This is a genomic window from Bacillus sp. FSL K6-3149, from assembly GCF_038630515.1.
Lineage (GTDB): Bacteria > Bacillota > Bacilli > Bacillales > Bacillaceae > Bacillus > Bacillus pumilus.
The window spans coordinates 150,148-176,728 of sequence record NZ_CP152034.1 but is presented as its reverse complement, the minus strand read 5'-3'; the positions used below and the strand labels follow the sequence as shown (position 1 = coordinate 176,728).

Below are 26,581 nucleotides of genomic sequence, written 5' to 3'. Positions count from 1 at the left end.
TTTGATAAACTGAGTATAAAATATAAAGGTGACAAAACATGTCACCTTTTTTAAAAGGAAATTCAAATGAAAAAATCAGAACGATTAAACCAAGAACTTATTTTTTTAAGCGATAAACACTCTTTTCAGTTAAAGGATTTACAATCCGAATTTGGCATTTCTAAACGTACGGCTTTGAGAGATATGGAAGAGCTAGAGTCCATGGGCTTAGCTTTTTACGTTGAAAATGGCAGACATGGAGGATATCGACTGGTGAAACAATCTCCAATGGTCCCTATTTATTTCAATACCGATGAAGTTCAAGCTATTTTTTTCGCGCTTAAAGCGCTAGACCTAGTGTCAGCCACACCTTTTAAAAAGTCCTACTCACAAATTCGGCAAAAACTGTTTGCCACAATGTCTGATGAGAGAAAACAAATGATCACAGAGACTTTGGATGTGATTCATTACTATAATGTCGCACCAGTTAGTGAACAAAATCATTTGGAATTGATTTTACAGGCGATGATGGAAGATCAAATCGTGAAGATGACGTACACGCAATATGAAAATAAAAGGATCAGGCTGCAATTTCTTGAGTTGTTTTATCGAAATGGGATTTGGTTCACCAAAGCATATGATGTTCAAAATAAAAAGTGGGGCATCTATAGATGTGACTTTATGAAGGACTTGATCATTGAAGAAGAAGGCAGAGGCACCTTTACGAAGGAAGAATTAAAAACACTGCAGCTCGAGTACGAAAAAACTTATCATGACATCTCATTTAAATGTCGATTAACGGAACAAGGAAAAGAAAAGTTTTTGAAGAATCATTACCCGAATATGAGATTGGAGATCATTGATGATACTCCATATATTATGGGTGGGTACAACCAAGAAGAATTATCGTATATGACCCACTATTTGATCTCATTTGGGAAGCATGTGAAAATTGAATACCCAGATGAATTAAAAGAGAGTTATTTGATTCAATTACAAGAAATGATTGAGCAGTATTGAAAGTGAACGGATTGTCTCTGAATCACAAACTTAACATATTAAAAAAGGCGAACTGTAGCCATTCGCCTTTTTTCTTTTACTTCGCCGCATGAAATGTATTGGTTTTCGATCTGTCATTGACCTTCCCATACGTCAGCTGACGCCAAATAAATTCCATCGGTCCATACTTAAACCTCTTTAACCAAAACGTACTGAAAAGCACAAGGAAGACATACACGCCAATAGCCATGAAGAACGTACCAGCCGGCTGAAGATGATCGACAAGCCCCGCTCCATACTTTAGAAATAGCATGGTTCCAATGATCGAGTGAAGCAAATAACAGGTCAGGGACATCCGTCCGACTTTGGTAAAGACCATCAAAGCACCTCGCAGCTGAGGAACGTGCAGAAACAGCATCGCAAGTGTACTCATATAGAACATACTGCCAGTTAATCCCCCGTTTTGTTCCAGAGCAGTGGCAATGCTCACCCAGAGTGTATGTTCAAAAGGATTGACCGCTGCTATAATCGTACTGCTTTGTGTGATGAGAAAAGCGATGGTACAAATGATCCAAATGCGATTCCAAATCGTTTTTTTCGCCTCCATGTTTTTGAAAAACGCCATTTTCACAAAATAAACACCAAGCAAAAACATGAAGAACATGGAATAGACGATTGAAAATGAGCTGGAAGCCATCGTCACCATATCTGTCCATCGGTCACCAATAGATGCTAAATAAGTCAGACTGTTGTGGCTGGTCAAATCCGGCTTGCCCGATGAGCCTGTACTGATGGTATGAAGCAGCATTGTGAAAAAGGGTGTGAGCAATTGAATCATAAAGAGTGTGATCAGCCAGTATCGGATGGTTTTGGCTGTACGTTTGTAAAAGAAAAGCAATAAAAAGCCAGCGACTGCATAATACGCTAAAATATCACCAATCCAAACAAAGGTGACATGCAGAAGGCCAAACCCTAAGAGAATGGTTAATCTGCGGGCAAACAGCTTGTTCGGACTGTCCACCTTCTGAGCAGCGCGGTCCATAAAAATCATAAAACCAACCCCGAATAGGAAGGAGAACAACGTAATGAATTTCCCTGAGGCGAACCAATTCACCAAGTTGTGAAAGACATCATTTGCTTCCATATCAAACCCCTTCGCCGAATCCACGATCAAAAAGTAATTCACCAGAATAATTCCCATTAAGGCAAATCCCCGTACGATGTCTAAGAAATGAACCCGATCCTTCAAACTCATCGCGTGTTCTACTTTGTTTGCATTCATATCCATGCTCCTTTTCTTGTTATGATAAATGTCATTCGGATCAATCCATCGATCCTTACAATGAATCAATATACGTCCCAATTCTTAACAATTTATGAAGATCCAATTTTTTGAAAATAAATGTGACAAATTGATGGAAGATGATCAAATTTATAAACTGTTAAGATTTCTGCTGTATCTTTTCACATAGCTAGATGATATATAGTAAAGACATAAAAGAAAGTACATCACGTATCATGAGGTGAGAGAAACATGACGCATCGAATATTAGTCGTAGAAGATGATCAGGATATTGGAGACCTTTTGCAGGAATCCCTTACACGTGCTGGATATGAGGTGCAAAGAGCGATGAATGGCGAGCAAGCATTGAAGTTTGCGGACGATTCGCTCGATTTGGTGATTTTGGATGTGATGATGCCAGGCATATCAGGCATCGAAACGTGCCGGCAAATGAGAGCCTCTTCTAACGTCCCGATTCTATTTCTAACAGCTAAATCAAGTACATTTGACAAAACCGAAGGCTTACTTGCCGGTGGGGATGATTATATGACAAAACCCTTTTCACAAGAGGAGCTTCATGCTAGAGTCATTGCACAATTACGCAGGTACACCGTCTATCAGGAAAAGAAGGAACAGGAAGAAACGTTTCTTGTTGGGGGCAAGCTAAGGGTGAGCGAAGAATTTAATGAAGTGTGGAAAGAAAATCAACAAATCAAGCTTTCTGATTTAGAATATCGTATGTTGAAGCTGCTCATGAGCAGGCGAAACAAAATCTTTTCAGCCCAAAATATTTATGAGAGTGTATGGGGACAGCCTTATTTCTATTGTTCCAACAATACGGTGATGGTGCATATTCGAAAGCTGCGTGCCAAAATTGAAGATGATCCTGCACGTCCTGTATATATCAAAACAGAATGGGGAAGAGGATACCGATTTGGCACATCGTAAATATACACTAGCCAAAAAGCTAGCACTATTGATTTTGACAGCTACGGTCGTGAGTGGACTTGTCTTTTTGACGCTGCAAAAGATCACCGATGACCTCATTGACGGATATTTGAGTTCGGACGAGTATTACGAGGCGGAGTCAGCCAGATATATTCAAAAATTCAGCCGCTATGTGTCTGAGAATGAGCTGTCTTCTACAGATCGACAAGCGTTTGGTGAGTGGGTGAAAAAAGAGAATTACATTAATTTGACCATCTTCAAGGATGAAGTGCTGCAATATGACTCCATCTATTCGTCTGCTGATGAATCGGCGTATGGAAAAGAAAAGGTGACCCAGTACGCTGAGCATCATTCGTATCCAGTTCAGTTTAGCGATGGTGAAGGCCGGGTTATGGTGGATGGTTTCTATTCGTCTCGTTACCACGATCTCGCCTTTACACTCGAGCTGCTTGGGGCGACGCTTATTTTTCTCCTCATTGTTCTGCTTGGTATTCGCAAAAGTTTACGCTACCTGCAAACGATTCACCAAGACATTCATATTCTTGAAGGCGGCGAGCTGGACTATGAGATGACGGTGAAAGGGCATGATGAATTAGCGATGATTGCCAAAAGTATTGAGGATCTTCGTAAAGCTTTTCTGGACAAGCTCCAAGCCATTGACGAGCTACAAGAAGAGAGTCACAGCTTGGTTACTGAAATGTCACACGATATGAGAACACCGCTGACATCGCTAATGATGAATTTAGAGTTTGCGAAAAAAGAGGCGGATGGGGCGGATACACGTAAAGATCAATATATAGCAAGTGCTTATGAAAAAGCACTGCAATTGAAAAATCTGTCCGATAATCTGTTTGCCTATTTTCTACTTGATAAAGAACATGAACCTGAGCTTGAGACCGTTGCAGTCAAAGAGGTCATTTACGATCTCCTATCAGATCAGGTGGCGATCTTGCAGCAAGAGACATTCAAGGTTCATCTTTTAGGAGAGCTACCTGACAGCTATATCAACGTGAATGTCGAGGAGCTAGGCAGAGTGTTTGATAATCTGATGTCGAACATACTGAAATACGCCGATCCGAAAAAAGACATCAATCTCACGTTTCTATCCGATCAAGAAATCTTTGAGATCCATGTGAGCAATGCGATAAAAGAGACAAATGACACGCAGGAAAGCACTGGACTTGGTGAACGAAGCATCAAACGAATGATGTCTCGCATGCACGGACAGTTTGAAAAGATGGAAAAAAGCGATGTTTACTACATCGTGCTGCGATTCTGGCACATCAAAATATAGATGACAAATGAATAACATGGAATGGAGAGACAATCTAATGAAACGATTCAACAACTTCCAAAAGGTACCCGATCTCTTGCAAGGTCTTCTGAATATCTGTCTATTCTTTCTAGCCCTTGCTTTAAGCGTCCTCTTAATTAGTGAAACTTGGTATATTGTCCAATTTGTCTACAAGAATGTGGTCAACAAAGGAGAAAGCTATTATGAAATGCTTGGTGAGCTGCTGATCTTCTTTATGTACTTTGAGTTTATTGCCTTAATTATTAAGTACTTTAAATCAAACTTTCATTTTCCGCTTCGCTATTTTATTTATATTGGCATCACAGCCGTCATCCGTTTGATTATCATCGATCATAAAGAGGCTGTGTCGACCTTCTGGTGGGCGCTGACCATTCTAGCCATGACCGTTGCACTCTTTATCGCCAGTAAACGACATGCGGTTCAGGAGCATGAAGAAGTGAAGTGAGGGGAGAAGACGAACGGTTGCCGTTCGTCTTTTTTTTGTTTGATCGAGGTGGCTCACTCATCGTATTGCACACCTCTATAAACATCACGCTAACGCTTGCTTACAGGATTTTTTGAGAGCTCTGAAAAAGTGCTTAGCATGAAAGAAAATTTAAATCTAATCTTGAAATAATACTCAATGTTGAGTATTGTGTAAATAGATATTGAATAGGAGGAATCTGATGACGGACTTATATATATTAGGATTAATATCGATGAAACCGATGTCAGGGTATGATGTTGAGCAGAATTTAAAAAATACAATGGTCGATAGATGGGGAGGAATTCTAGTTGGCTCAATCTATTATGCGCTAAATAAATTAGAAAAAGGAAACTATATAAAAGTTTGTGAAACTAGGACGGTAGGGAAAAAGAGTACTAAAATTTACAAGATTACAGAACTTGGAAAAGAACACAAGAAAGAATGTGTGATGAAATGTCTTGTAGAACCTCAAAATACTTATCCAACTCAACTTTTTGCTGGACTAATGTTTGCTGACGAAATTGAAAAACAAGAAGCTGTTAAATCATTAAATATTCAAATTGAAGCGCAAAAAAGACATTTAGCAGAAATAAAAAAGGGTGAAGAAGAAAAAGAGAAACAAATGAATCTACCTCCTTTAACAAGACTAACGTTTGATTACATTTATGAAATGGAAGAAATGAAAATGAAGTATCTTTATGAAGCTATTCATTTAATTAAGACGAGGGAGTTAACCGATGAATAAAATCGATCATATTGTTATCAATGTTGATGAGAAATATCAAAAAGACAAAAAAATGATAGATATGATACAACAAAATGGTTTTCCGTATGCACCTAAAAAAGGTAAAAGAACAAAAGGCTTTAAAATAAGCAATCTTTGGATTGGAAAGGAGTATCTTGAATTAGTGAATATAACACAGAAGGATGGCGGTGGCTGGAAAAAAGATTGGACAGAGTTGTATAATCGAGGCACAAGAGGAGCAATATGCTTAATGATTGATGTATCAGATATTGATTATTTACATCAATCGCTTTTAGACAAAGCATTTGATGTACAAACGCCAGAAAGAATCGAATATAAATTATTTGGACTACTTAAAATTTCATCACGATGGAGAAACATGTACTTACCTTATTTTGAAAAAGAGGCCTTTCAAATTGGATTTCAGCAATTAGATAACGAAGATATTTCTGAAAAATTTCAAAAGAAAATGATCCCCAATAGTATCAGTCATAAGATAATGGGGATGACAAAAATGATCATCAATGGCAAGTGGACTGAATTAGACTACAATATGATTGAGAATACCTTTCGTAATACTCAAAAAGAAGGCAATGCATTAAAAATAAAACTTAATAATGGAAGCGATATAATTTTTGTTAAAAACAATGATTTTTCCCTTTACGTAGAAATGGATAATCACAGTTTTCAATCTAAGTCTATAACAAAAATAGAAAATGTCTATTTAGTAAACAATTAGATTCAATACATATAGATAATCATAAAAAAATGATTGTTTTTCTGAAATTCATCAGCATATGGCTTATTGTTGTGACCGCCGGGTGAAATGAACATCATTAACTGGAAAAAAGCATGTTATCATATCTAGTGAAAAAGTATCTCATTCTGCTCAGCGGTCACAATAATATGTATAAAGAGAATGGTGATATTTTTCTTTATTAAAATGCTAAAAAGTCATAGTGGGTAATAATAAATTCATTACTTGCTACTTAAAAGTTGGTATACAATAGGACAATAAATAAGAACGATATCAATGGATTTGTTCATGAAGAATTATCGTTAAATGCGGACTTAGAAATTGATGCTGAAAATTAAAAAAGCTTTATAGAAATATTGTCATTGCACTGCCCAAAAAAGCATGAAAAGCTATGAAATAAATTACGTCTTTCCTATACCCGAAGCATAAAAAGCGTTAAAACAAATTGTTGCCATTATTCAAAACAAGACCTTTCCTTTGCGGGATATTACTTAATAGAATGTAGTCATGAGAATGGCCAGTATCGCTTGCCATTCTCGTTTCTGTTTGAAGGAGCGAAAAAATTGACAGACACGAAGACAGAACCATTTTCATTTACAAGTATGCAGCAGGCAGCTCCTGTTCATATTCCAGAAAGACAATTCATGCCATCACACGACGGCACAAGCCTTGCGTATTATCCGTTTTTAGCAGAAAAAAAGAACGTGGCAAATGTCATCTTGATCCATGGTGGAGGCGCTCACAGCCTAGCTGGTTACGAGCATATCGCCTATACGCTGCAACATGATTTTCATGTGAATACGTTTTTAATCGATTTAAGAGGTCACGGCTATTCTGATGGAAAAAAGGGTGATACACCTAGTGTCACAGATGTGTGGCACGATATTTCGCAGTTTGTGAATATGGTCAAACAGCAGCATAAAGGAGCTGTTTATCTTTGCGGGCATTCATCTGGAGCGGGATTACTGCTAAACTACCTATCTTGGCCGAAAAAAAGAGAAGTAGACGGGTACTTTTTTATTGCCCCTGAATTTGGCTATAAATCAGGCACTGCGAGCCCTAATCAAATCCCTTTTGCAACCGTTCAAGTATGGAAATTCGTTCTGTCTGCCATGACAAAAGGATTGCTGATGAGTCATTCTGAAGCCGTTCGTTTTCACTATCCAATATGGGCAGTCGAGCAGGATCCGCTTTTGTTGACAGCCATCACCGTCAATCTAGCACTTGCCTTAACCCCATCTGCACCTAAAAAACAATTTGCGATGATGGATCGGCCATATGCGATGTTAGTAGGAAGTGAGGATGAGCTGTATGATATAGAAAAATTTCCTGCCTATCATGAGCTGCCCGATGAAACGATCAGAAAACAATCAGTCTATGAAGTGATGGATGGACATACCCATTTGTCGGTGTTACTAGAAGCGGGAAAACAGATTGGAAGGGCCATCCAAATGTGGAATCGTTCTATTTAGTATGAACAACTAGTCAACACTCTCCCTTTTTCTTAAAAATTTACATTGACACCATCCTTTTCTATGATAAAATCATAGTGTGATAATGAGAATCGTTATCAAACGATATGACTACATATAGAATGGATAGGTGAGGTACATGTTCAAAAAATCTTTTTGGTCACTATTAGTTGTGCTCTCCATCGTTTTACTTGCAGCTTGCGGCAGCAATAGCAGTGAAGGCAAGTCAAACAGTAAAGAAAAAGCAAGAACTGTTGAAAGCGCTATCGGTTCAACTGAAATTAAAGGATCGCCTAAACGTGTGGTGACGCTGTACCAAGGAGCAACAGATGCAGCAGTCGCGATGGGCATTAAACCAGTGGGTGTTGTAGAATCTTGGCTTGAAGCACCTACGTATAAATATTTAAGAGATGATTTAAAGGGTGTCAAAATTGTTGGACAGGAAATACAGCCAAACTTAGAGGAAATTGAAAAGCTTAACCCAGATTTGATCATTGCATCAAAAGTCCGCCATGAGCAAATTTTTGATCAGCTGAAAGAAATCGCTCCAACTGTTGCAACAGAAACAGTGTTCACATTTAAAGATACAGTGAAATTAATGGGTGAAGCGTTAAACCAGCAAGACAAGTCAAAAGAATTGCTAACGAAGTGGGATGACCGCGTCGCTGACTTCAAAGAAAAAGCGAAAAAAGACATCAAAAACTGGCCAATGAGTGTGTCTGTAGTGAACTTCCGTGCAGATCATGCTAGAATCTATCAAACTGGATTCGCAGGGTCCATTTTAACAGAGCTAGGCTTTGAAGGACCTAAGAATGTCAAAGATAAAAAGCAAGACATCATTACACTGACAGACAAAGAGAGCATTCCGCAAATGGATGCAGATGTGATCTATTACTTCATGGATGATCAGGATAAAGCCGTTGAAAAAGCATATAAAGAGTGGACGAGTCATCCTTTATGGAAGCAGCTTGACGCAGTGAAAGCGAAACAAGTGCATAAAGTGGATGAAATCACTTGGAACATGGGCGGAGGTATTATCGCTGCAAACATGATGCTTGATGATATTGATGATCGTCTCGGAATTGATAAATAAGGATAACAGAGGAGAAAATGTGAAAAACCATTTTCTCCTTTTTCCATAACAGATTGAAAGCGGGAATCAGATGAGAAGTTTATTAAAAAAGGATTCGAGCAAGGCGCTGCTGTTTGCTGGATTCGTCGTATTGATGGTGGTCTTTTTTATACTCAGCATTTCTCTTGGGCAAACCTCGATTTCCCTCAAAGCCACCATCCATGCGTTTCTCCATTTTGATGAATCGGATCCAAACAGTGTCATTGTCATGACATCCAGATTATCAAGAGCTTTAATTGCAACAGTTGTTGGATCAAGTCTAGCGATTTCAGGTGCACTGATGCAGGCATTAACAAGAAATCCGCTTGCAGCGCCAGATTTGTTAGGAATTAATGCAGGTGGACTATTTTTTATCGTCATTTCAATTGTTTTCTTTTCAACAGAGTCATTAACAGGCTATATGTGGACAGCCTTTCTAGGTGCGGCAATTGCAGGGATGCTCGTTTTTCTCTTGGGCTCTATTGGAAGAGATGGATTGACACCGGTCAAAATTGTCCTTGCAGGTGCGGCGATATCTGCACTGTTTGCGTCCTTTACACAAGGTCTTTTAATCGTGAATGAACAGTCGATTCAAAGCATCCTGTTTTGGATGGCGGGTTCAGTTTCTGGAAGAAGCATTGATATGCTGCTGCCTGTTTTTCCTTATATTTTAGGTGCGACAGTTGTGGCGCTGCTTCTTGGACGCTCCATCAATGTCCTTTTGTCAGGAGATGATATTGCGAAGGGACTTGGTCAACGTACGCTGGCGCTGAAAATCACGATGGGAGTTCTCGTCGTCTTTTTAGCGGGTGGTTCCGTCGCTGTCGCAGGATCGATTGGATTTGTTGGTTTTCTAGTGCCGCATATTGTGAAAAAGCTTGTCGGACCTGACCACCGCTGGGTACTGCCGTATTGTGCCGTAGTGGGGGCGTCGCTTTTACTTGTCGCAGACCTTGCGGCTCGTTTTCTGATCATGCCGCAGGAAGTACCGATTGGTGTCATGACGGCGGTAGCAGGAGCGCCTCTATTTGTTTATCTCGTGCGCAAGGGGTTGAAGACAGGTGGCTAAAACATATACAGTGCGTTCAAAGGGCGGGCGCATTTCATTTCAATTTTCAAAGCGGACGTTTTTGATTTTACTTTTATTGACGGCCATTGCTTTTGGGTTGTTTATTCTCAGTCTCTGTATGGGCAGCCGATTTATTTCGCCTGTGGATGTGCTTCTTCATATAATCGGTCAGGGAGAGGGAAATACCTTTGTGCTCAATACACTGAGGATTCCAAGAACATTGCTGGCTGTCTTAGTGGGAGCCGCACTTGCGGTATCAGGGCTTATTTTGCAAGGGTTAATTCGCAATCCGCTTGCATCGCCTGACATCATCGGGATTACGAGTGGTGCTTCGTTCGGTGCGATTATGTTTATTGTTTTTTGGATGGGCACTGTGCCTATTGCGTATCAATCGTTATGGGCGATTGCAGGTGCGTTTGCTGTCTCGTGTCTGATTTATTTGCTTTCATGGAAAAAAGGGGTCAAGCCGATCACACTTGTCCTAATGGGCATTGGGATTTCTGCCATTATGAAGGCGTGTGTGACGTTTACTCTTGTTCTTAGTGATACGATGACAACGACAAAATCATATATTTGGCTGACAGGCAGTTTATATGGTTCTACGATGAAGGACGTCACGTCGATGCTTCCTTGGATCATGATCATTTTACCGATTGTCATGGTGTTAGCAAGAACGATGAATGTGAAGGAGCTTGGAGATGATCTTGCAACAGGTCTCGGGGTAAAAGTGCAGGCAAAACGGTTATTCTTTCTGCTGATGAGTGTGACATTGGCAGGGATTGCTGTTGCCTTTGCTGGCGGTATTGAATTTGTTGGACTGATGGCGCCGCATGTTGCACGGATGATCATCGGCCGTTCCTTCATTGCGCTGGTCCCGGCATCTGCGCTTGTTGGAAGTATTCTCGTGATGCTCGCAGATTTAGTCGCTAGAACGGCTTTTCTACCGTTAGATGTACCAGCAGGTGTATTCACAGCTGCAATTGGGGCACCGTTCTTTATTTATTTGTTATACCAGCAGAGAAATCGATAAACGAAAGATGGAGGTTTTGATATGAGGCCAGAGTGGGTTGAGAGAGAATTACTTGATTTCGGGGTACACATCACAAATGGACCAATGACATCTGATCGCACACTTGCTGCGCTTTTTTCAGAAGCATCTGTCCTGCGTTTATTAGAGGCTGAAAAGGAAGCTATGCATGCACCGAATGTGGCGGTAGCAGCGTCGATGTTTTCAAAGCGTTATGCCTACTTAGCGGTCAGTTCCTCTTTGTACATGATGACGCTGTATGACGGTGTTTATCAGTTTCCACCAGAGGCATGTTTCTTTAGAGAGGATCGGAAAATCGAAATTGATGAGTCATTGTGTTCGTTTGTTCCATTAGAAGGAGATCGGAATGAATGGAGAGAGCAGGTTGTGCATGCGCTGTTTACGGAGTGTGTCACACCTCTTTTAGATGTACTGAAGCGTACGTCAAGACTTCCGTATACCATTTTGTGGGAGAATATAGCAGTTCGCATCAATTCTCTTTATCGCAGCATGATGCGAGAGGCTGAAGACCCTGCGGTGAAGCAGCGCGTGCGAGAGGATTATCTGTATCTGAAGCAAGCAGCTGGTGATGTATTTGGAGCAAAACAAAATCCATTTCATCACAGCTTAAACTTAGATGACAGTTTACTAGAAACATCCAACCGAAAGACTTGCTGTATGTATTATAAGCTCGAGAAAAAATCTGATAGTCTCGATTATTGTCTTGTCTGTCCTCTAAAATAAAAAAACACCTTATACTGAAGGTGTTTTTTTATTGGTTTAAATAGTTAGGTGTAAAATTAAATAAAGTTTTTTTGTTATTTCATCATCTCATATTTTATGGAAGGAACTCATATGAAAAAAATTATAATATGTATCATTTTTATGATGACAATCATCGTGGGCTTGTTTTTTATTCAACCACTTAAAAACCAAATTTCTTTTCTTACAGTAAAAAATACAAATCTGACTGAATTAAAGGTAGGACATTTGAAGTTGGGATTGAAAAAGGAAAAAAGCAGTGAAAATGAATGGATGAAAACTTCAAATTCAAATTATTTTAAAGTGAATAGAAGAAAAGAAATAGTGGCAATTTCTTTAGAAAATAATCAAAGTAATATAAACAACACAATAAATATTCATTCAACTAAGAAAGATATATATGATTATTTTGGTGAAAATACATACGGTAGAGACGATGACCAAGGATATAACATAATAGGTTATAAGGATTCGGAGCATGATATCAAAATAGAATTTTTCTACTTAGATAAAAATTTAGAGAGAATAATCATTAGTGAATTTAAGGAATAACGGAATATCCAGAATGTGTATGAGCGGTGAAGTCATTTTATTTTAAAAGGCACTGCTTGTTCGTAGCAGTGCCTTTCTTTTTTATTCCCAAATCGCACTTGCCCATTCTGGGTGATCGATAAAGGGATTGCGGTTGTTCTGATACGTTTCATAAATAATCTCGTTGCGGTTTCGTTCGATTTGATCGACAGGATCTTGTTTGTGCCACTTGAGAAGTACGGACATTTTGCCGTGAAGAGGGGCGCTACCATTATTCACTTTGTCGTTTAATTCTAAATCTGGAAAGCGGTCATCCCCTTCGTATCGCACTGCCATATAAAAGAGCATTCTTGCCACATCCCCTTTCACCCGGCTGTGAGGTTCGAATGAGTCGCTATCGTAAAAATTGCCCGGCGCTCCCTTGTATTCATTTCCGCCCAGATCAAAATCTAAATTTCCTCGTGTGCTATTCGTTTGCACGTCTGTTGCTCGCAGATGATGGAGATCTGTACCAGGGCCCTGGCTTGTCCCAAAATTGCCGTGTGACTTAGCCCACACATGCTCCCGGTTCCACTGGCCAACATTTCCGCCATTCGATTGCTTTGAGCGGGAGACACCGCTATAGAGCAAGAGCACGTTGTTTGGATTTTTTGGATCTTCATCTGTTTTCTTTAAGGCATCCCAAACTTGGCTGTAGGATAGCTGCTTATGATCATCAATAATATCGTGTAAAGCTTTCTTTAAAGCGGGTCCTGATTTGCCATTAGCAGATTGATAATAGGAATCGATTTGACTTGTAGCGGTTGTTTTCGCTTGTTGTGTAGATGTTTCGTTTTGAAGCTGTAACGGGGAAAATGTGATGGTTTGGCTCGGTTCATTCAAAGTAAAGCTTTGAGCATTCGCAGTTTGCGGCAGCGGGGCGGCTAACGTACCGAATATCATGATTCCGGCAGCCACAGTTCCAAATAAGGTTCTCTTCATTCGATTTCCTCCTTGATAGGGAATGTATTCTCTTTATTTCTATCATAATGTCAGAAAGAAATAAATGGATTTCTCGTAAATTTTATGTAATGAGTTCATAGGAAAAGAGATTGCTATTTTATCAGCATTACTGTATAAGTGGGCATATAGGATGACAGCAAGGGAAAGGATGGATAACGTGAAAGAACTGCAAATACCTTCAAGAACGATTATGACACCAGGACCTGTTGAAGTAGATCCCAGGGTGCTCCGTGTAATGAGTACGCCAATTCTCGGTCAATTTGATCCAGCATTTACACATATCATGAATGAGACGATGACCTTATTGCGGTCCCTTTTCCAAACAGAAAATGAATGGGCTTTTCCAATTGACGGCACGTCTCGTTCAGGGCTTGAAGCTGTGCTTGCCAGTGTCATTGAGCCGGGAGATTCGATGCTTGTGCCTGTCTTTGGCCGGTTCGGTCATCTTCTCATTGAAATAGGACAGCGCTATGGTGCTGAGGTACATACAATGGAATGTGAATGGGGAACCGTTTTTGACCCTAGCGATATCATTCAGAAAATGAAGCAGGTCAAGCCTAAAATCGTTGCGATGGTCCATGGTGAAACATCTACCGGGCGGTTGCAGCCACTTGAGCAAATTGGTGAAGCGTGCCGGGCACTGGATGCATTGTTCATTGTAGACGCTGTAGCAACCATTGGCGGGGTTCAGGTGAAAGTGGATGAATGGAAGATTGATGCGGCGATTGGCGGTACGCAGAAGTGCTTGTCTGTTCCATCAGGTATGTCCCCTATCACGTATAATGACCGGGTGGCAGCTGTCGTTGAATCGAGAAAGAAAGTGGAAAAGGGAATTGCGACACAGGATGAATTGCAGGAGCAAATGGATATTTCTCCAATTAAAAGCAATTACTTTGATCTCAGCCAGCTTCAGGATTATTGGAGCCCTAGGCGATTAAATCATCATACAGAAGCGACAACGATGCTCTATGCACTTCGAGAAGGGGTTCGTGTTGTGCTGGAAGAAGGTCTGTCTGAGCGTTTCCAAAGGCACGCATATCACGAGAAGGCCTTGATGAAAGGACTTGAAGCGATGGGACTTGAATTGTTCGGTGATCCACATTGTAAAATGCCGGTTGTGACATGTATTGAGATTCCAAGTGGTATGGATGGAGAAGCGGTACGTGCCGATCTGCTTAAGCATTTTGGTATCGAAATTGCCAGCTCCTTTGGACCGCTAGCCGGACGTATATGGAGAATTGGCACAATGGGCTATAGCTGCCGAAAAGAAAATGTGCTGTTTGTGTTAGCAGGGCTAGAAGCAATTTTAATCAAGCATGGTGCATCCATCCATTGCGGCGCAGGGCTTCAGGCGGCTCTTTCTATCTATGAACAAGGTGAATAAAGTCATAAGGATACTCGCTATTTGCGGGTATTTTTTATTTGGAAAAGAAAACTAAATTTTGAAAAACTAGACTTATAGACAGTGATATCGCTATACTGAAGAAGTTCTGATCATTTTTGTCATCATTTTCATTTATTTTGCAGAAAGAGGTTTTTTGATATGAAGAAAATGGGCAGATTATATATTTTGATGCTCAATATTTTTATTGCCATGCTTGGCTTTGGCCTCATTGTCCCTGTCATGCCAAGTTACATTGAAGCCTTTGGCGCAACAGGAAAAACACTCGGTTTTCTTGTCGCTGCAACAGGTCTCACACAGTTTGCTTTATCGCCGGTCGCAGGCGCATTGACCGATCGATTTGGACGTAGAAAATTGATCATTGCGGGGATTGCCGGCTTTACGATTGCCCAGTTTATTTTTGCATTTGCTGATCAGCTTTGGATGCTGTTTGTGTCACGATTTTTAGGCGGTGCTGCCGGGGCTTTACTCATGCCAGCCATGTTTGCATACATCGCTGATATCACAAGTGAGAAGGATCGAGGGAAAGGAATGGGGCTATTTAGTGCTGCAATGACGTTAGGCTTTGTCATTGGACCAGGCGTAGGCGGCTATTTGGTCGAGTACGGAATCGCTTTTCCTTTTCTCATCGCAGGTTCCTTTGCAGCTCTTTCTACCCTATTGTCCATCCTGTTTTTACCTGAAACATTAACAAAGGAAAAGCAGGAAGAAGCGAGGTTAAACAAAGACATTCATTTCAACCCGTTTGTACAAATGCTGCAAGCTTTAAAGACATCCTACGGTTTTTTGTTTATATTGGCGTTTGTCCTCAATTTTGGCATCATTCATTTTGAATCGATTTTCGGCTTATATGTAGACCAAAAACATGGATTTACACCGAAGGATATTGCGTTTGTAATTACGGTTGCGGGTCTTGCAGGCGTGCTTGTCCAAGGTGCGTTGGTGAATGCCTCTGTGAAACGATTTGGTGAAATGCGCGTCGTGCGTTATGCACTTCTAGGAGCGGCTTTGATGCTCATCGTCTGCCGTGTTGCGCCGTCCTTTTGGCTAATCTTTGCAGGCTCTATTTTATTTTTATCGGCTACATCATTTGTTCGTCCAGCCCTCAATACATTGCTGTCCAAAATGGCAGGTAATCAGCAAGGAGTAGCGGGTGGCCTCAATACATCCTTTATGAGCCTTGCCAATATTGTCGGACCGAGCCTTGCGGGCATTTTATTTGATGTGAATATTGAGTTTCCTTTTATGCTCGGAACACTGGTGCTTTGCATAAGCTTCATTGCATCCATCGTGTGGGGGAAAAAAGTGCAGCATCCTTCGACAGTTTCTTAAAATTTGTTTATAAAAAACCGATCAGTACGGCTTGATCGGTTTTTTTGATGCGCATCATCTCTTATATTTCACGACAGGTGATTTTTCTTTATGAAGCGCTCGAATCATGGCATCATCTACATGCAAATGCTCTTTCACTAATTGAGGAGGGGTTAAGGCCATCCACTGATTTAACGAAATATCTGCAAAGCGATCACTTTTAAAAATTTCTAAAAACCAAAGGCTCGTTTGGCCGATATTTTGGATGTAATGTCCCATACCAAAAGGAACATATCCGACATCACCTGCTCTGTAATTAAAGGTGCGGGCAGTGCCCCCGGCTCCAAAGACCGTCATTTTGGCTGTACCGGTTAAATAATATTGCCACTCATCATTATTAGGGTGCCAGTGCATTTCTCTCATGCCGCCAGGCTTTACTTCAACAAGCGCAGCTGCAATGGTTTTTGAAACAGGGAAATTCCGTGAATCGACAATGCGGACAGTTCCCCCAGAGGTCGTCAGCGGTTTTTGGCGAAGCAGCTGGTACGTAAATGGCGGCTCGATGCTTCCGTATGGATCAGATACCGTTTGGCTTTCTATTGATGCTGGCGGAGAGCCTTGAAACATGTAGCGCTGCTTATTCGGAATATGGTCAAACAGCTTCTTAGGAACGCCAAAATTGTCGGAGAGAATGTTTTTCGGTGTATGGGCAAACCAGTCTGTGATGGTGAACGTATCAAATTCAGAAAAAGCGCCATCATCAAAGACTAAAAGAAATTCACACCCGTCCTCAAGTCCTTGAATGGAGTGCGGAATACCTGGGGGGAAATACCATAAATCTCCTTCTGCTACATCAGCGATCATATTTCGCCCTTCTGCATCTACAGAGGTGATGCGGGCTTTTCCTAAAATCATATACGCCCATTCAGCCTGCTTATGCCAATGGAGCTCTCGCACTCCGCCTCGAGTCAGCCGCATGTTGACACCCGCAATCGTTGTGGAAACAGGCAGCTCTCGCTTCGTAATTTCTCTCGACCAGCCGCCATGATTTAAATGCATATGTGTATCGGAATATGAAAATTTTAAATTAGGAATGATTCCGGCATCGGTTTTAGGTGGAACAAGCATATCTGGGTTCTCGATATCTCGAAGGACGTCCCGCGGGCCTAGATCGGTGGCACCAGCACCATCCTCTCGAATTGGCTGCGGGATGTGACGCAGCTCATCATCCATTTATCATCCCTCCTCTTGTATCATTTTTCTCCTCCAAACTATATGAAGCTTCGGAAGAAAACATTCACTCAGGATGGGGGGAAAGAAGCATGTGAATACGTAATGCTAAGCGCAGCCTTAATGTGGTTTCAGGATCTTTTAAGCTGATCCGCAGCAGCTCCTCACACTTCTCCAATCGATAAATGACCGTGTTGCGATGAATAGACAAACGTTTCGCTGTTTCTGAAATGTGGCAATGCGTTTCTAAATAGACAGATAAGGTGTGGAGGAGATTTTGACCGGCTTCATATAACGGGTGAAGGTGCATCTGGTGAAACGTGACTAAATCCTTTCTTGGAATAAGCTTTAATAAATCTGGCACATCCTTTGCCTGATAGAAGTGTATATATTCCGACTGCGCCGAGAGATGTCCGGCTTGAAGCGCTTCTAATGCTTCTCTGTACCCCTCAGACAGGTAATTGATGCGACAACTAGTCAAGCTCGCGCCAAAGGAAATGGTGTGATTCACTTGAAGGCTAACGAGCATCTGCAGCTGTTTCAAAAAAGAAAGGAGTCTTTCACTCATCTCTGACCAACTGCCCGTCTCTTCCATTAATACAATGCCCATATCACCTTTGACAAATAAAAAGGAAGGGAAAGGAGAGCTTGGAAGTGCGCTGTCGAGCAGATCAACGACTTGTTCTAACATCAGTTGCTGCTTCAAAAAATGAGTGGTCTCATGACACTGATCAAGCTGACAGATCATACATAGATAGCTGCTATCTACATTTAATCCAAACGCCTTCGCAATGTTTGCAGCGTCTTGCTGAGAATACGATGAACCCTCTATCCATCTGCGAAATCCTTCATTTCTGGCACGCTTGGCCGTTTGCTGGGCAGAATATTGTCTCATTCGCGCAATCGAGATTTCGTGTACTGCTTGTTCAATGATGACTTGCAGTGTTTCATCCAGCGGAAGGATGAAGGAAGGAATGACCACATACTCACATGTTTGTTCGGTTAGATCAATCGGAAAGACAGAAAAGGTTTGCTTCGTATCTATTATTGAAAAATAATGGGGTGTCCGGCTTTTGAAAAAGGGGAGAATGCGAATCCAATCTGGGCTCGTGATGATGATGTGCGAGTTGCAGAGAAGGCGCCCATGCTGGTTACACAAATAGACAGGCTTGTGAATCCTTTCGGCGATTTTTTGCAATGCTTCAAACTGGTTATCGTCTAAGTTCATATCCACTAAGTCTCCTTTATTGAGAACTTTAGTTCTTGGTGAAGATGAATAAATAAATGGACAATCACTGTTCACTTCTCTGATATGCATTTTATGTTATCAGCTCAAATCATTTAAGATAGAAAGTTGTCAACTAATATCACAAACAAACAGAGTTCATGATAAAATCACGCACCATCAGTCATCTTCATTCAGAATTACGGGCAAATATGATATGTTGTAGACAGAAGAATTTCTTTCAGAAAGATGGGTATGACAAGAGAAAAAGGCTTTCATGTGAGGAAGCCGTCTATACATGAGAGTGGCAAGAGGTGAGAAACATGATTTATATCGGATTAACTGGCTGGGGTGACCATGACAGTCTTTATCCGCCGAAAATCGGCAGCGCGCAAAAGCTGTTTCACTATTCGTCTACGTTTCCCATTGTGGAGCTGGATGCCAGCTTTTATGCAGTTCAGCCTGAACGTAATCATGAAAAGTGGATCAAGGATACGCCAGATACCTTTCAATTTGTCGTGAAAGCATATCAAGGAATGACCGGTCATCAGAGAGGCGAAATTCCGTTTGCTTCGAAGGAAGAGATGTTTGACGCATTTATTCTTTCATTGACTCCGCTTATTCGTGAAGGGAAACTAGCCATGGTTCTATTTCAATTTCCACCATGGTTTGATTGCAAAAAAGAGCACGTCCTTTATTTAAGATGGTGTAAAGAGAAGATGGGGGACATTCCGTGTGCCCTCGAATTCCGTAACCGCACATGGTTCTCAGATGAATTTTATGAGCAGACCTTGTCCTTTATGGAAAAAGAAGGCTGGATTCATTCTGTTTGTGATGAGCCGCAAGTTGGAGAAGGCTCCATTCCGCCAGTCATACAAGCTACGCACCGTGATAAAACATTGGTCCGTTTTCACGGAAGAAATAAACAGGGCTGGCTTCACCCAGCAGACCATGAGAATTGGCGTGAAGTGCGATACTTATATTTATATAATGAAGCTGAATTAAAAGAGTGGAAAAAGAATCTCGACATCCTGCATCAGCAATCAAAAGATGTGTATGTCGTGTTTAATAATAACTCCGGCGGAGATGCAGCGGCGAATGGTCAGCAGATGATTGATTTGCTGGATATTACGTATTCAAGCCTTTCTCCGAAGCAGTTAGATTTATTTAGTTAAATGAGAGCTGCGGCTTTCAACTTGAATGAGACGGTTCAGTGACAACTTGAGGGAGAGATCAACATGCTGCAGAAGCTATGGCTATATCATACAAACGACTTGCACAGCCACTTTGAGAACTGGCCCAAAATCGCAGCTTATATTGAGGAAAAGCGTCAAGTTCACGATCAGATGCTCTTGTTTGATATTGGCGATCATATGGACCGAGTGAACCTTGTGTCAGAAGCTGATTATGGAAAGGTAAACGTCAAGCTTCTCAATCAACTTGGCTATGATGGGGTCACGATTGGGAATAATGAAGGCATTACGCTGCCTCATGATCAGCTCGATCAATTGTACGAGCATGCGCAATTTCCAGTGATCCTGTCTAATTTATTTGAGAAAGGCAAAAGACCATCGTGGGCACAGCCTTATCATATAATCCAAATGGAAAACGGATTGAAAATATGTCTCTTAGGTGTGACCATTGCGTATACACCTGTCTATGAAAAGCTGGGCTGGGAGATTACAGATCCGTTTGACAGCATACGGGACATGCTGCAGGAAGTGAAGGGACAAGCGGATATCATTGTGCTCTTATCCCATCTTGGTATCATCCATGATCGGGAGGTCGCCCGTGATTTTCCTGACATCGATATTATCCTAGGCTCACACACGCATCATTTGTTAGAACAGGGTGAAATGGACAATGGCGTACTGCTTGCATGCGCTGAAAAGTATGGGCATTATATTGGCTGTGTCGAGCTGACCATTGACACAGCGAGCAAAGAGTTAATCGAGAAAAAAGCAACGGTGCAGTCAGTGGAGCAGCTGATCAGTGAATCAGATGAAGCGATCACTACCTTACAGCAAGCAGAGAGAAGAGCGAGAGCCCTCATGCAGGAGAAAGTAACTGCGCTTGAGTCAAGGCTAGAAACGAAGTGGTTTGATGAATCCCCGCTTCCGCAGCTCTTAACAGATGCCATTAAAGATTGGTGCGGGGCAGATATCGGCATGATGAATGCAGGTATGGTGCTTGATTCATTAGAGGCAGGAATCGTGACTAGAGAAGAAGTCCACCGAATCTGCCCGCATCCCATTAACCCAATTAGGGTGACGCTTTCCGGTCAACAGCTCATCGAAACCGTTCGGCGTGCCTGTGAAGAAAAAATGGAACAGCTACGCATTAAGGGCTTCGGCTTTAGAGGTGAGCTGATGGGGAAAATGCTGTATAGCGGCCTCACCTATACAGTAGAAGAAGGTGAAACCAAACGAGTAAAGGATGTTTTTGTGCATGATCAATTGATCAGAAAAGACGCCTTATATACGGTTGGCACAGTCGATATGTATACATTAGGCTCTCTATTTCCTCATATCCGTGACCATGAACACATTGAATATTTCATGCCGGAATTTTTACGTGATGTGCTTACTTGGCGCCTGAAGGAAGCCACATGAAATCCGCTTTAGCCTAACAACACTCGCCCTCTTGTCACATAGATTGTGATGAGAGGAGTGAAGGGATTTGGTGAATTTAACACCTATTAATATTGATGGACATTCCTTTACAGCCGTCACCGTCAAACTGCCGAAGACGAATTTTATGGCAGTGACAAATGAACATGGGTATATTATGTGCGGTGCACTGGATGTCGGGCTCTTAAATGAAAAGCTTGCAGATAGAGGCATTATCGCAGGGAGAGCAGTTGGTGTGAGAACGATAGAGCAATTGCTTGATGCCCCTTTAGAATCTGTCACATACGCTGCAGAAGCGTTAGGCATTACAGTTGGAACCATTGGAAGAGACGCCTTATTAAAAATGGTGAAATAAAATGAAGAGATGATTCCTATCCCCCCGCCTGTCTGCATACACTTGTAATGGAGAAGGGGGGATTTTTTATTGAGAATGAACCGCCGCTATCGCCCCTATAAAAAGGGCCCTTTGCCATTCCGATACGTCATGCTGCTTGCGATCTTATTCTTTGTACTCTCAACCGTCATAAGTCTATTTTTTATTAACCGCTCCATTAAACCAACCCTTATTCACATTGCTGAACTAGAAACAGAGCGTATCGCCAATCATCTGATTCAATATTCCGTCCAAGACTTTGCAGAAGATCAGGAGAATATGAAGGATATGGTGGTTATGAATACAAGTGAGAACGGAAAAGTAACGACCATCGATTTTAATGCGCAAGCAACATCTAAAGCAATGGCTGACCTATCACGTCATCTTCAAAAAAATTTAGAGGACATTGAAAAGGGGAACTTTCAAAAAGAGGCAAAAGAAGCATTAAAGGATCAAACAGATGGACATGACGGCATTATATATAACATTCCGCTTGGGCAAGCGTCCGGAAATGCACTCATCGCCAACCTAGGACCAAAAGTGCCTGTACGGTTTAGTCTCATTGGCGATCCGCATACGGACGTTGAAAAAAACATTAAGCCTTATGGCATCAACAATGCCTTGATTGATATTAGTGTTCTAATTGAGGTCAAGGTGAGAGTCATCATCCCGTTTGCATCTGAAACAATCGTAGTCAAAAATTCAGTTCCCGTCTCCATCCAAGCCGTTCAAGGAGATGTACCAGATTATTACAATGGCAGCGGAACGAACTCAGGCGCTCCATCGATTGTTCTCCCAGAGAAAAAGGAGAAGAAAGAATAACAGCCCAAGGAATGATAGGGCTGTTTTTTGATGTGCATTTATTGTAAATAAAAACCTCATTCACTACTTGATTCCATATAGATGAATGTGTCATGATCAATTTTAATTGTTATTAGGGGGGGAGCTTTATGAAGAAACTTTATGTAAGTGGTATTTGCTTTTTGGTTTTTGCTATAGTATTTAGTGCTAAATATATCACAGCATCCATTTTACTGGTCAGAAATGAAAGCTTAAGTATCAATATTTTTAGAGGTATGTTTGACATGATTCCATTGGAAGTAACCGTTGTGTATTTCATTTTTCTCATCATGGGAATTCTATTTTTAATTTTAGGTTTGAAGGAGAAAAATGAGCAGTAACTTGCTTAGACATGAAAAAGGAGAAGGGTGCGAAAACGCTAAACTTCTCCTTTTCTTTAATGTCGTTTTCGCTCAGCTCTTTCCCACGCCCTTAAATGAGGGTATGGATCAAAAGACCATTCAGTTCTGCCATTGTCTTTATACATGCCATAGTGAAGATGCGGCGGAAATTTTCCTGCTGTGCCTGGGGGGCCATAACCGGAGCTTCCGACAGATCCAATGACCTGTCCGGGTTCAACAATTTGACCTGTTTTGAGTCCTTTTGCAAAGCCATTTAAATGAGCGAAGTAATGATAATGGTTATGAATATCTCGAATCCCAATCCGCCAGCCGCCAAAGCGGTTCCAGCCTTTCATTTCAATCACACCATACGATGTCGCACGAACGGGAAGTCCATAATGGGCAAATAAATCCGTACCCTCATGAATTCTTCTGCCTCCAAATCCTCTTGCATCTCCCCATGTACTCCGGTAGCTGTAGTCAGCTCCGACTGGAAGAGGGAAAGCGTGCTTTCCGAGGTCAAGATGACCATAGTGCTGATATAGCTTCATAAAAGATGAAATGATTCCAACGGTTTGATCTCGTCCATAATAGTCCCATAAAGCAATTTTTAATTGATCAATGCTGTTGCCGTAATGAAGCAAGTATTGAGCAAACGTGAATAATACATCCTCATCGTCATCGCTGTTCGCTTTTCCATCCCCGTTGCCATCAAGTCCAATTCCATCAAACACTTTAATGCTTAAAGGAGAGGTATCCTGCTTATTCGGGTTTTCAGGGCCGATCCACATTTCCCGGGGAATGTAGATGCCAATGACGCCTTTTTGTTTCGGTAAATCTCTTCTGCTTTTTCGAATATTGTGCTCATACTGATCAACCGCAGCAAGTACATACCATGGAACTTGTGTCGTGATGGCGACTTTTTCGTAAAGTGCCATTCGCTGCTTCAGTACATCTGGCTGCTTGCCTTCCCCCTGCGTATGAACAGGTAAAGGAAGCATTGAAAGAGCGATCATGATGGCTAAAACCACTTTCACAAACGTCCATCTCCTTTCATCAAGCATCGTCTTCTACCGTTTAGTGTGGTTAGATCACCCTATTTCATAAGAAGAAAATGTTAGTAATTTTCTTGTGATTTTTTTAGGAGGCTTTTGGGTATTTTTGCAGCTCATTCCCTTGTTGTTCAATCTGTACTATGTTAAAGTGTCTAAAGAAAAGGCTTTAGGCCGAAGATTCAATTTTTTGCAGCTTCTTAGCTGCATCCATCGTATATAGCAGGAAGATTTTTGTAGATGCACCTTTAACGAATTCATATGGAGATGATGGAATTGGCAAAGAAGGAAGAGCACGTAAGAAAACCGGACTGGCTTAAAATTAAGCTGAATACGAATGAAAACTATACCGGTTTGAAAAAAATGATGCGGGAAAACAACCTGAATACCGTTTGTGAGGAAGCAAAATGTCCGAATATTCATGAATGCTGGGCAGTGAGAAGAACCGCTACATTTATGATCCTTGGATCTGTTTGTACGCGCGCATGCCGTTTCTGTGCGGTGAAAACTGGACTTCCAACTGAGCTAGACCTGCAAGAGCCAGAACGCGTGGCAGATTCAGTGGCTTTGATGAACTTAAAGCATGCTGTCATAACAGCGGTTGCAAGGGATGACCAAAAGGATGGCGGAGCAGGTGTGTTTGCTGAAACCGTTCGTGCCATTAGAAGAAAAAGCCCATTTACGACAATTGAAGTTCTCCCTTCAGATATGGGCGGCAATTACGATAATTTGAAGACGTTAATGGACACACGTCCTGACATTTTAAATCACAATATTGAAACAGTTCGCAGATTAACGCCAAGGGTTCGTGCGCGTGCTACATATGATCGTTCATTAGAATTCTTGCGCCGTGCAAAAGAAATGCAGCCCGACATTCCAACGAAATCAAGCATTATGATTGGACTCGGTGAAACGAAGGAAGAAATCATTGAAGTCATGGATGATCTTCTTGCTAACAACGTCGATATTATGGCGATTGGTCAGTATTTACAGCCTTCGAAAAAACATCTAAAAGTTCAAAAATACTATCATCCGGATGAGTTTGCAGAGCTGAAAGAAATTGCCATGTCAAAAGGCTTCAGCCATTGTGAAGCTGGACCGCTTGTGCGCTCTTCCTACCATGCAGATGAACAAGTAAATGAAGCGTCTAAAAAGCGTCAGGCGCAAGCATAACAAGAAAACGCCAGAGCTCTCTGGCGTTTTTTCTCGTATTAATTTTGGCCGTAAGGGGCATTTCTTCTCATGGTACGGTCGGAATTCGTCATACCATTTGCATCTTCTTTCGTAGAAATATCTCCACCTTGAGGGGAATACTTCATTTGTTGAATTGTTTTGGTTAAGATTTGATCAAAATCACGTGAATTGGTTTGAAGACGTGAAAAATTGGCAATGGATTGAAAGTGCTCTGGATTATCAGAGACGTATACATGATAATAACGAGGGAGAACAGAAACCGCCGTTTTCTTTACTTGATCGGCAGATTCATCCCGGTTTTTGTTTCCTGTTCGATACACAATCAGTGCATCCTCATCTGTCACAAGTGTGGCTGCATCTTTGATGTTTGGCAGCTGCACAGTTAAACTTGTAATGACGTGGGCAAGATGCTCGCGATTTAAAGCAGGTGTTCTTTCTTTCTGATCCGTTACTTGCTGGTGCTGATAACGAACATACCCTGCTCTGTTTGTGTCTGCTTCTGGCATGTTGGAATTATTTCCTTCATGACGATCTGACAGACGGATGGTTTTACTTGAAGAATCTTCATCCACTTGCCGGTTCATACCTGATTGAAAGCCGCACCCGCCTAAAAGCATGCTGAGAAGAATCGCGGCTGTCAGTTGTTTCTTCATAAATGTGACCTCCTTTTTTCTTTAGCTTCGGCTAAATCGGAAAAAACATGCTTTAGCAATTGATGGAGTTCTTCCAATGAATTATCATTAAAGATGGATCGTTTAAAAAGAGGTGAGAAGATGATCGTCATTCAGAATGCTACTTTTGATCTTGTAAGAGATATTAAAGATGGTTTTGATGAAGAAGCGTTTAAAGCGAGGTACTCAGATATTTTAAATAAGTACGATTATATTGTGGGGGATTGGGGCTACAATCAGCTGAGATTGAAGGGGTTCTTTGATGACCAAAACCAAAAGGCCACATTTGATACAAAAATCAGCACACTCGATGAATACATTTATGAATACTGTAATTTTGGCTGTGCCTATTTTGTCTTAAAACGAATCAGAAAATAACGCAAAGGGGAGCGTCATGATGTATTTCGTAGACAGAAAAAAAATTGAAGAGACATTACGTTTTTTCGAGGAGCAATATGAGTTGATGCGTAGTCATCAAACATGGACAAGTCCACTAGAGAAAAAAGCGCTGGAACGAATTGTCCATTTGCTCGTCGAATGTATTCTTGATACGGGAAATGACATGATTGATGGCTTTATTATGCGTGATCCAGGAAGCTATGATGACATCATGGATATTCTTGTTGATGAAAAGGTTGTACCAGAAGAGGAAGGCAGTCAGCTGAAAAAGCTTGTCTCGTGCCGCAAAACACTTGTACAGCAATACCAAGAAGTGGCTCATCACGACTTGCTGCAGGTGATCAGCGAGGTTGAGCATGCGCTACAGGTTTTCCCAAACCGCATCCGTACCTACTTAGAGCAGGAGCTAGGCCCAGTATCAGCGTTTAAATAATCCATTGGAGTTGTG

The 26,581-nt window shown here is 41.4% G+C and carries 28 protein-coding genes; 22 read left to right on the top strand and 6 right to left on the bottom strand.

What is annotated here, in order from left to right; all coding sequences use genetic code 11:
- Positions 1 to 66: 66 nt before the first annotated feature.
- Positions 67 to 999 (top strand): WYL domain-containing protein, encoded by a 933-nt coding sequence (locus MHB83_RS00975; protein ID WP_335355887.1) that lies wholly within the window; start codon positions 67 to 69, stop codon positions 997 to 999.
- A gap of 76 nt (positions 1,000 to 1,075) precedes the next feature.
- Here the strand turns inward: MHB83_RS00975 and MHB83_RS00970 are convergent, their stop codons facing one another.
- Positions 1,076 to 2,260 carry a DUF418 domain-containing protein gene (locus tag MHB83_RS00970; RefSeq protein WP_310025228.1) on the bottom strand — a complete coding sequence of 395 codons (1,185 nt, stop codon included), beginning with the start codon at positions 2,258 to 2,260 and terminating at the stop codon, positions 1,076 to 1,078.
- A 252-nt stretch (positions 2,261 to 2,512) separates the two neighbouring features.
- On the opposite strand from MHB83_RS00970, the gene MHB83_RS00965 reads away from it, so the two are divergent.
- The 11 genes from MHB83_RS00965 to MHB83_RS00915 all read left to right on the top strand — a co-directional run bounded on the left by MHB83_RS00965 (position 2,513) and on the right by MHB83_RS00915 (position 12,484).
- Positions 2,513 to 3,208, top strand: coding sequence for a response regulator transcription factor (locus tag MHB83_RS00965; RefSeq protein ID WP_050944081.1), 696 nt, complete (start codon positions 2,513 to 2,515; stop codon positions 3,206 to 3,208).
- The gene (locus tag MHB83_RS00960; RefSeq protein WP_310025226.1) at positions 3,195 to 4,502 is read left to right on the top strand and encodes a HAMP domain-containing sensor histidine kinase; all 1,308 of its coding nucleotides are present in this window, start codon (positions 3,195 to 3,197) and stop codon (positions 4,500 to 4,502) included. Before MHB83_RS00965 ends, MHB83_RS00960 begins: the two co-directional genes overlap by 14 nt.
- Before the next feature lie 37 nt (positions 4,503 to 4,539).
- A complete protein-coding gene (gene psiE, locus MHB83_RS00955) occupies positions 4,540 to 4,968 on the top strand; it encodes a phosphate-starvation-inducible protein PsiE (RefSeq protein ID WP_003212694.1) in 429 nt (142 codons plus the stop codon).
- Positions 4,969 to 5,188: 220 nt separating this feature from the next.
- Positions 5,189 to 5,734 carry a PadR family transcriptional regulator gene (locus MHB83_RS00950; RefSeq protein ID WP_050944079.1) on the top strand — a complete coding sequence of 182 codons (546 nt, stop codon included), beginning with the start codon at positions 5,189 to 5,191 and terminating at the stop codon, positions 5,732 to 5,734.
- Positions 5,727 to 6,473 (top strand): transporter, encoded by a 747-nt coding sequence (locus MHB83_RS00945; protein ID WP_251191394.1) that lies wholly within the window; start codon positions 5,727 to 5,729, stop codon positions 6,471 to 6,473. The genes MHB83_RS00950 and MHB83_RS00945 overlap by 8 nt, the downstream gene beginning before the upstream one ends.
- A 581-nt stretch (positions 6,474 to 7,054) precedes the next feature.
- A complete protein-coding gene (locus tag MHB83_RS00940) occupies positions 7,055 to 7,963 on the top strand; it encodes an alpha/beta fold hydrolase (protein WP_342496556.1) in 909 nt (302 codons plus the stop codon).
- Between the two features lie 139 nt (positions 7,964 to 8,102).
- Positions 8,103 to 9,056 carry an iron-siderophore ABC transporter substrate-binding protein gene (locus MHB83_RS00935; RefSeq protein ID WP_253622261.1) on the top strand — a complete coding sequence of 318 codons (954 nt, stop codon included), beginning with the start codon at positions 8,103 to 8,105 and terminating at the stop codon, positions 9,054 to 9,056.
- Between the two features lie 70 nt (positions 9,057 to 9,126).
- Positions 9,127 to 10,143, top strand: a complete 1,017-nt coding sequence (locus tag MHB83_RS00930) for an iron ABC transporter permease (protein ID WP_342496555.1) — start codon at positions 9,127 to 9,129, stop codon at positions 10,141 to 10,143.
- Complete coding sequence (locus MHB83_RS00925) at positions 10,136 to 11,173, top strand: iron ABC transporter permease (protein WP_003212627.1); 1,038 nt, start codon at positions 10,136 to 10,138, stop codon at positions 11,171 to 11,173. The genes MHB83_RS00930 and MHB83_RS00925 overlap by 8 nt, the downstream gene beginning before the upstream one ends.
- Before the next feature lie 21 nt (positions 11,174 to 11,194).
- On the top strand, positions 11,195 to 11,914 hold the full coding sequence (locus MHB83_RS00920) for an IucA/IucC family C-terminal-domain containing protein (RefSeq protein WP_342496554.1): 720 nt from the start codon (positions 11,195 to 11,197) through the stop codon (positions 11,912 to 11,914).
- Between the two features lie 111 nt (positions 11,915 to 12,025).
- The gene (locus tag MHB83_RS00915; protein WP_003212829.1) at positions 12,026 to 12,484 is read left to right on the top strand and encodes a hypothetical protein; all 459 of its coding nucleotides are present in this window, start codon (positions 12,026 to 12,028) and stop codon (positions 12,482 to 12,484) included.
- 81 nt (positions 12,485 to 12,565) lie between these two features.
- Here the strand turns inward: MHB83_RS00915 and MHB83_RS00910 are convergent, their stop codons facing one another.
- A complete protein-coding gene (locus MHB83_RS00910) occupies positions 12,566 to 13,444 on the bottom strand; it encodes an endonuclease (protein WP_003213322.1) in 879 nt (292 codons plus the stop codon).
- Between the two features lie 169 nt (positions 13,445 to 13,613).
- Here MHB83_RS00910 and MHB83_RS00905 point away from each other — a divergent pair, with 169 nt between their 5' ends.
- A complete protein-coding gene (locus MHB83_RS00905; protein ID WP_050944684.1) occupies positions 13,614 to 14,849 on the top strand; it encodes an alanine--glyoxylate aminotransferase family protein in 1,236 nt (411 codons plus the stop codon).
- A 159-nt stretch (positions 14,850 to 15,008) separates the two neighbouring features.
- Complete coding sequence (locus MHB83_RS00900) at positions 15,009 to 16,199, top strand: tetracycline resistance MFS efflux pump (protein WP_003213581.1); 1,191 nt, start codon at positions 15,009 to 15,011, stop codon at positions 16,197 to 16,199.
- A gap of 54 nt (positions 16,200 to 16,253) precedes the next feature.
- Here the strand turns inward: MHB83_RS00900 and MHB83_RS00895 are convergent, their stop codons facing one another.
- Both MHB83_RS00895 and MHB83_RS00890 read right to left on the bottom strand, forming a co-directional pair.
- Positions 16,254 to 17,411 carry an oxalate decarboxylase family bicupin gene (locus MHB83_RS00895; protein WP_251191391.1) on the bottom strand — a complete coding sequence of 386 codons (1,158 nt, stop codon included), beginning with the start codon at positions 17,409 to 17,411 and terminating at the stop codon, positions 16,254 to 16,256.
- Positions 17,412 to 17,475: 64 nt separating this feature from the next.
- Positions 17,476 to 18,636 (bottom strand): helix-turn-helix domain-containing protein, encoded by a 1,161-nt coding sequence (locus MHB83_RS00890; RefSeq protein WP_251191390.1) that lies wholly within the window; start codon positions 18,634 to 18,636, stop codon positions 17,476 to 17,478.
- A 320-nt stretch (positions 18,637 to 18,956) separates the two neighbouring features.
- On the opposite strand from MHB83_RS00890, the gene MHB83_RS00885 reads away from it, so the two are divergent.
- The 5 genes from MHB83_RS00885 to MHB83_RS00865 all read left to right on the top strand — a co-directional run bounded on the left by MHB83_RS00885 (position 18,957) and on the right by MHB83_RS00865 (position 22,817).
- The gene (locus tag MHB83_RS00885) at positions 18,957 to 19,808 is read left to right on the top strand and encodes a DUF72 domain-containing protein (RefSeq protein ID WP_003212748.1); all 852 of its coding nucleotides are present in this window, start codon (positions 18,957 to 18,959) and stop codon (positions 19,806 to 19,808) included.
- Between the two features lie 63 nt (positions 19,809 to 19,871).
- Positions 19,872 to 21,245 carry a bifunctional UDP-sugar hydrolase/5'-nucleotidase gene (locus MHB83_RS00880; RefSeq protein WP_342496553.1) on the top strand — a complete coding sequence of 458 codons (1,374 nt, stop codon included), beginning with the start codon at positions 19,872 to 19,874 and terminating at the stop codon, positions 21,243 to 21,245.
- A gap of 67 nt (positions 21,246 to 21,312) precedes the next feature.
- Positions 21,313 to 21,618 carry a YunC family protein gene (locus MHB83_RS00875; RefSeq protein WP_050944071.1) on the top strand — a complete coding sequence of 102 codons (306 nt, stop codon included), beginning with the start codon at positions 21,313 to 21,315 and terminating at the stop codon, positions 21,616 to 21,618.
- A 69-nt stretch (positions 21,619 to 21,687) separates the two neighbouring features.
- Positions 21,688 to 22,458 (top strand): sporulation protein YunB, encoded by a 771-nt coding sequence (gene yunB, locus MHB83_RS00870; protein ID WP_003213497.1) that lies wholly within the window; start codon positions 21,688 to 21,690, stop codon positions 22,456 to 22,458.
- A gap of 128 nt (positions 22,459 to 22,586) precedes the next feature.
- Positions 22,587 to 22,817, top strand: a complete 231-nt coding sequence (locus MHB83_RS00865; protein WP_106029280.1) for a hypothetical protein — start codon at positions 22,587 to 22,589, stop codon at positions 22,815 to 22,817.
- A gap of 56 nt (positions 22,818 to 22,873) precedes the next feature.
- On the opposite strand, the gene MHB83_RS00860 is transcribed toward MHB83_RS00865, so the two are convergent.
- On the bottom strand, positions 22,874 to 23,818 hold the full coding sequence (locus MHB83_RS00860) for a M23 family metallopeptidase (RefSeq protein ID WP_249118194.1): 945 nt from the start codon (positions 23,816 to 23,818) through the stop codon (positions 22,874 to 22,876).
- Between the two features lie 327 nt (positions 23,819 to 24,145).
- Here MHB83_RS00860 and lipA point away from each other — a divergent pair, with 327 nt between their 5' ends.
- Positions 24,146 to 25,042: a lipoyl synthase gene (gene lipA / locus MHB83_RS00855; protein WP_034317455.1), complete on the top strand. Its 897-nt coding sequence runs from the start codon at positions 24,146 to 24,148 to the stop codon at positions 25,040 to 25,042.
- Between the two features lie 38 nt (positions 25,043 to 25,080).
- Here lipA and MHB83_RS00850 read toward each other — a convergent pair whose 3' ends face one another.
- Entirely contained in the window at positions 25,081 to 25,716 is a 636-nt protein-coding gene (locus MHB83_RS00850; protein ID WP_050944070.1) for a YhcN/YlaJ family sporulation lipoprotein, read from the bottom strand.
- Between the two features lie 120 nt (positions 25,717 to 25,836).
- Between MHB83_RS00850 and MHB83_RS00845 the strand changes: the two genes are divergently transcribed.
- Together MHB83_RS00845 and MHB83_RS00840 are read left to right on the top strand one after the other, a co-directional pair.
- Complete coding sequence (locus MHB83_RS00845; protein ID WP_003213192.1) at positions 25,837 to 26,112, top strand: YutD family protein; 276 nt, start codon at positions 25,837 to 25,839, stop codon at positions 26,110 to 26,112.
- 19 nt (positions 26,113 to 26,131) lie between these two features.
- Positions 26,132 to 26,566, top strand: coding sequence for a DUF86 domain-containing protein (locus MHB83_RS00840; RefSeq protein WP_212045767.1), 435 nt, complete (start codon positions 26,132 to 26,134; stop codon positions 26,564 to 26,566).
- Positions 26,567 to 26,581 lie beyond the last annotated feature (15 nt).

Excerpts from the sequence above, each read along its gene's own strand:
- MHB83_RS00975 (WP_335355887.1), top strand. The coding sequence starts at position 67 with ATGAAAAAATCAGAACGATTAAACCAAGAACTTATTTTTTTAAGCGAT.
- MHB83_RS00970 (WP_310025228.1), bottom strand. The coding sequence starts at position 2,260 with ATGAATGCAAACAAAGTAGAACACGCGATGAGTTTGAAGGATCGGGTT.
- MHB83_RS00965 (WP_050944081.1), top strand. The coding sequence starts at position 2,513 with ATGACGCATCGAATATTAGTCGTAGAAGATGATCAGGATATTGGAGAC.
- psiE (WP_003212694.1), top strand. The coding sequence starts at position 4,540 with ATGAAACGATTCAACAACTTCCAAAAGGTACCCGATCTCTTGCAAGGT.
- MHB83_RS00950 (WP_050944079.1), top strand. The coding sequence starts at position 5,189 with ATGACGGACTTATATATATTAGGATTAATATCGATGAAACCGATGTCA.
- MHB83_RS00945 (WP_251191394.1), top strand. The coding sequence starts at position 5,727 with ATGAATAAAATCGATCATATTGTTATCAATGTTGATGAGAAATATCAA.
- MHB83_RS00935 (WP_253622261.1), top strand. The coding sequence starts at position 8,103 with ATGTTCAAAAAATCTTTTTGGTCACTATTAGTTGTGCTCTCCATCGTT.
- MHB83_RS00930 (WP_342496555.1), top strand. The coding sequence starts at position 9,127 with ATGAGAAGTTTATTAAAAAAGGATTCGAGCAAGGCGCTGCTGTTTGCT.
- MHB83_RS00920 (WP_342496554.1), top strand. The coding sequence starts at position 11,195 with ATGAGGCCAGAGTGGGTTGAGAGAGAATTACTTGATTTCGGGGTACAC.
- MHB83_RS00915 (WP_003212829.1), top strand. The coding sequence starts at position 12,026 with ATGAAAAAAATTATAATATGTATCATTTTTATGATGACAATCATCGTG.
- MHB83_RS00910 (WP_003213322.1), bottom strand. The coding sequence starts at position 13,444 with ATGAAGAGAACCTTATTTGGAACTGTGGCTGCCGGAATCATGATATTC.
- MHB83_RS00905 (WP_050944684.1), top strand. The coding sequence starts at position 13,614 with ATGGATAACGTGAAAGAACTGCAAATACCTTCAAGAACGATTATGACA.
- MHB83_RS00900 (WP_003213581.1), top strand. The coding sequence starts at position 15,009 with ATGAAGAAAATGGGCAGATTATATATTTTGATGCTCAATATTTTTATT.
- MHB83_RS00895 (WP_251191391.1), bottom strand. The coding sequence starts at position 17,411 with ATGGATGATGAGCTGCGTCACATCCCGCAGCCAATTCGAGAGGATGGT.
- MHB83_RS00890 (WP_251191390.1), bottom strand. The coding sequence starts at position 18,636 with ATGAACTTAGACGATAACCAGTTTGAAGCATTGCAAAAAATCGCCGAA.
- MHB83_RS00885 (WP_003212748.1), top strand. The coding sequence starts at position 18,957 with ATGATTTATATCGGATTAACTGGCTGGGGTGACCATGACAGTCTTTAT.
- MHB83_RS00880 (WP_342496553.1), top strand. The coding sequence starts at position 19,872 with ATGCTGCAGAAGCTATGGCTATATCATACAAACGACTTGCACAGCCAC.
- MHB83_RS00865 (WP_106029280.1), top strand. The coding sequence starts at position 22,587 with ATGAAGAAACTTTATGTAAGTGGTATTTGCTTTTTGGTTTTTGCTATA.
- MHB83_RS00860 (WP_249118194.1), bottom strand. The coding sequence starts at position 23,818 with ATGCTTCCTTTACCTGTTCATACGCAGGGGGAAGGCAAGCAGCCAGAT.
- MHB83_RS00850 (WP_050944070.1), bottom strand. The coding sequence starts at position 25,716 with ATGAAGAAACAACTGACAGCCGCGATTCTTCTCAGCATGCTTTTAGGC.
- MHB83_RS00845 (WP_003213192.1), top strand. The coding sequence starts at position 25,837 with ATGATCGTCATTCAGAATGCTACTTTTGATCTTGTAAGAGATATTAAA.
- MHB83_RS00840 (WP_212045767.1), top strand. The coding sequence starts at position 26,132 with ATGTATTTCGTAGACAGAAAAAAAATTGAAGAGACATTACGTTTTTTC.